This window comes from Streptomyces javensis (assembly GCF_039525925.1).
Taxonomy (GTDB): Bacteria; Actinomycetota; Actinomycetes; order Streptomycetales; family Streptomycetaceae; genus Streptomyces; species Streptomyces asiaticus.
The window spans coordinates 1-4,229 of sequence record NZ_BAAAIF010000185.1; the positions used below are offsets into that span (position 1 = coordinate 1).

2 protein-coding genes are annotated in these 4,229 nt (G+C 70.6%); both read right to left on the minus strand.

What is annotated here, in order from left to right:
* Window positions 1–943 (minus strand): beta-ketoacyl synthase N-terminal-like domain-containing protein (locus tag ABD329_RS47325; protein WP_344318199.1); only part of this gene is annotated, 943 nt, incomplete at its 3' end.
* A gap of 44 nt (window positions 944–987) precedes the next feature.
* A partial coding sequence (locus ABD329_RS47330) for a type I polyketide synthase (protein ID WP_344318198.1) occupies window positions 988–4,229 on the minus strand: 3,242 nt, incomplete at its 5' end.

Consider the following 4,229-nt stretch of genomic DNA (forward strand, 5'->3'; position numbering starts at 1 on the left):
GACCATTCGGCGCCGTCAAACCATTCGACGCACCATCCTGATTCACCGCACTACCCCGCACCACCGCCAACACCCGATGCCCAAACCGCTCCGCATCCGACAACCGCTCCACCACCAGCATGCCGACGCCTTCACCCCAACCGGTGCCGTCCGCCCCCGCCGCGAACGCCTTGCACCGGCCGTCGGCGGCCAGGCCGCGCTGACGGGAGAACTGGACGAAGGTGCCGGGTGTCGCCATGACCGTGACACCGCCCGCGAGCGCCAACGAGCACTCACCCGACCGCAACGCCTGCACCGCCAGGTGCAACGCCACCAACGACGACGAACACGCCGTATCCACCGTGACCGCCGGACCCTCAAGTCCCAGCGTGTACGACACGCGGCCGGAGGCCACGCTCGCCGCGCTTCCGATCCCGACGTACCCCTCGAGCTCGTCCGGGACCGCGGACAGCCGCGAGACGTAGTCGGAGGACATCAGTCCGGCGAACACGCCGGTCCGGCTGCCCTTCAGGGAATCGGTGGGGATACCCGCCCGTTCCAGGGCCTCCCACGATGCCTCCAGCAGCAGCCGCTGCTGCGGATCCATCGCCAGCGCCTCTCGCGGTGAAATACCGAAGAGACCGGGGTCGAAGTGGCCGGCATCGGGGATGAACGCGCCCTCGCGGGCGTACGACCGGCCCGCACGATCCGGATCGGGGTCGTACAGGCCGTCCAGGTCCCAGCCTCGGTCGGTGGGGAAACCGGAGACCGCGTCCACCGCCGACTCAGTGAGGCGCCACAGGTCTTCCGGGGAGCTCACCCCACCCGGGAAGCGGCAGCTCATACCGACGATCGCGATCGGCTCGCGGCTCTTGGCCTCGACGTCCTGGAGACGCTGACGCGTCTGGCGCAGATCGGCGGTGAGCTTCTTGAGGTACTCGAGTACCTTTTCGTCGTTCGACATCCGCGTGCCAGTCCCCTCGATTTCCGGTCGGATGTTCTCGCTGCTCATGACCCATCGAGTTCCTGGTCGATGATTCCGAACATGTCGTCGAGCGAGGCCGATTCGAGGTCCCGCTCAACCGTGCCCGTGCGCTCCGGACGGTGCAGGTCGGTCCACATCGCGACGATGGTTTCCATCCGCGAGGACAGCTGCTCGCGCAGGGTGTCGTCCTCGGCCATCGCCGAGATCATGACGGCCACCTTGTCCAGCTCGCCGAGCCGGGCCGCGATCGGGTCGGCCGCCTCCGGCACAATCTCGGCGAGCAGGTGCTCCGCCAGCCTGGCAGGTGTCGGATAGTCGAAGATGGCGGTCGCGGCCAGCCTGATCCCGGTGGCGGCACCCAGCCGGTTGCGCAGCTCCACCGCGGTCAGCGAGTCGAAGCCGATCTCCTGGAACGTCCGCGCCGTGTCGATCGCCGACGGATCCGGGTGCCGCAGCACGGCGGCGACCTGCCCGCGTACCAGCCCCAGTACGGTCTGGCTCTGTTCCGCGCCCAACATCTCGGCAAGGCTCTGCCGTAGAGCCACCCCACCGTCACCGGCCTCGACGGCCCGGCGTGGCGGGGCCGGTGCCAGCACGCTGAGCACGGGCGGCACCGTTCCGGTGGCCGCCACCGCTCGAAGGCGCAACGGGGTGGCCACGAGTACGGGTTCGCCACTCCGGCACGCGGCATCGAACAGCTCGAGACCGCGTTCGTCGGAGAGGGGAACGGCGCCCGTGCTGGTCATACGGGCCATGTCCTGCTCCGAAAGATGTGCGGTCAGCCCACTGCGCCGCTCCCACAGGCCCCACGCCACCGATACCGCGGGGAGCCCCTGGGCCCGCCGGTGCACGGCCAGCGCGTCGAGGAAGGCGTTGGCCGCGGCGTAGTTGCCCTGTCCCGCGCTGCCCAGCACTCCGGTGGCGGAGGAGAACAGTACGAACGCGTCCAGGTCCAGTCGGCGGGTCAGCTCGTGCAGGTGCCACGCCGCGTCCGCCTTCGGCCGTAGGACGCTCTCCACGCGTTCGGCGGTCATCGAGCCGATGACACCGTCGTCCACCACACCGGCGGTGTGGACGACTGCGCGCAGCGCCGGAATAGTGTCGAGCAGCGCGGTCAGCTGGGCACGATCGGCCACATCGCAGGCGGCGACGCGGATGCGGGCGCCGAGCGCCTCCAGTTCGGTGGTCAGTTCCACCGCGCCGGGCGCGGTGGCCCCACCGCGACTGACGAGCACCAGGTCACGCGCGCCATGGGTGCTCACCAGATGGCGGGCGACCAGGCCGCCGAGTGTCCCCGTCCCGCCTGTGATCAACACGGTGCCGGAGTCCCAGGCGGGGGCTTTCCCGTCCGGTGCGGGCGCATTGACCAGCCTGGGCACCAGCACCGTACCGGCCCGGATGGCAGCCTCGGGTTCCCCTGTCGCGAGCACCGCGGGGAGCACCTCAAGGTCCGAGTCGTCATGGTCGATCACGACGAGTCGGCCGGGGTTCTCCTGCTGTGCGGCGCGCAGGAGCCCCCGTACGGCGGCCGCCGCCACATCCTCCACGTCGTCACCGGTGGATGTGGCCACCGCGCGGCGGGTGAGCACCATCAGACGGGCGTCGGTGTACCGCGTGTCCCCGAGCCACTCCCGCACCACTCCCAGCACTCGGCGGAGGACGGACAAGGTCGCTTCCGGGACAGGGCCGCCATCCGCCTCGGGCGGACACGACAGGACCAGCACATCCGGCACCTGGTCGATGGAGGCGAGGTCCCGATGGCGCTGTGGCGGCACACCGGCCGCGGTCAGCGCCGCGGGCAGCCGCGGCTCGTGGTGGCCGCCCAGCAGCCCCCAGGACAGGGCCCGCAGGCCGGTGGCCCCCGTGGGAACGGGAAGCTCCTTCCACTCCAGCCGGAACAGCGCATCGCCGCGGCTGCCGCCCGCCTCGAGCAGTCGCTGCTCCGCGAGCGGACGCATCGCCAGCGCGTCGATGGACAGCACGGGCGCCCCGGTGATGTCCGCCATCCGGATGGCCACCGTGTCCGGTCCGGCCGGGCTGAGCGTCACCCGCACGGTAGTGGCACCCACGGCGTGCAGGGTCACCCCGCTCCAGGAGAAGGGGAGATGGGCCTGGTCCGGTTCGCTGACGAAGGCACCGAGGCCGATGCCTTGCAGGGCCGCGTCCAGCAACGCGGGATGCACTCCGCAGCGGGCGGCGTCGCCCCGCACCTGCTCGGGCAACGCGACGTCGAGAAAGACTTCGCGGTCCCGGATCCAAGCCTTCCGCAGGCCCTGGAAGGCAGGGCCGTACTGATAGCCCCGCTCGGCCATCGTCGTGTGCGACTCGGCGACATCGACGGGCCGGGCATCGGCCGGTGGCCAGGCCGACGGGTTCCCGGGCGGGTCGCCACGCTCGCCCACCCGCAGGGTGCCTCCGGCGTGGCGTATCCAGTCACCCGCACAGCGGGAGAACACCGTGAAGGGACGGCCTCCGAGGTCGTCCGAGCCTCCGACCGACACCTGGAGCTGCACGGTCTCCCGCTCGGGCAGGACGAGCGGCTCATGCAGCGTCAGCTCGTCCAGTGTGTCGCAGCCGAACCGCGCCCCCGCCTGCAACGCGAGCTCGACGAACGCGGTGCCCGGCAGAAGGACCATGCCGAGTACGGAGTGGTCGGCCAGCCATGGCTGCCCGGCCAGCGACAGCGCGCCGGTCAGCACACAGCCGTCCGCGTCCGGGAGGGGCACCGCCGCGCCCAGCAGCGGATGGTCGACGGCGCCCAGGCCCAGCCCGGACGCGTCGCTCGCGCCCGTCGATGGCGCCAGCCAGAACCGCTCGCGCTGGAACGCGTAGGTGGGCAAGTCGACTCGCCGAGCGCCAGTGCCATCGAATGCCGTCTGCCAGTTAACCTCGACACCGCGCACGGACACCTCGGCCAGGGAGGTCAGAAACCGCTGGGCAGTGCCATCATCGCGGCGCAGCGATCCGGTGACGAGGATGTCGGTGTCGGTGGTGTCGGCGGTGTCCTGGATGCCGACGGTCAGCACCGGATGCGGACTGGCCTCGACAAACACCGTGTGACCCTGGCGTATGAGGTGCTCGACGGTGCTCTGGAACTCCACCGTCTCACGCAGATTCCGGAACCAGTACTCCGCATCCAACTCAACGGTGTCCATCAACTGTCCCGTTACCGTCGAATAGAACGGCACCTCACCCGTACGCGGCCGGACCGGAGCCAACGCCTCCGCCAGCCCCTCCCGGACCCCCTCCACCCGCACCGAATGCG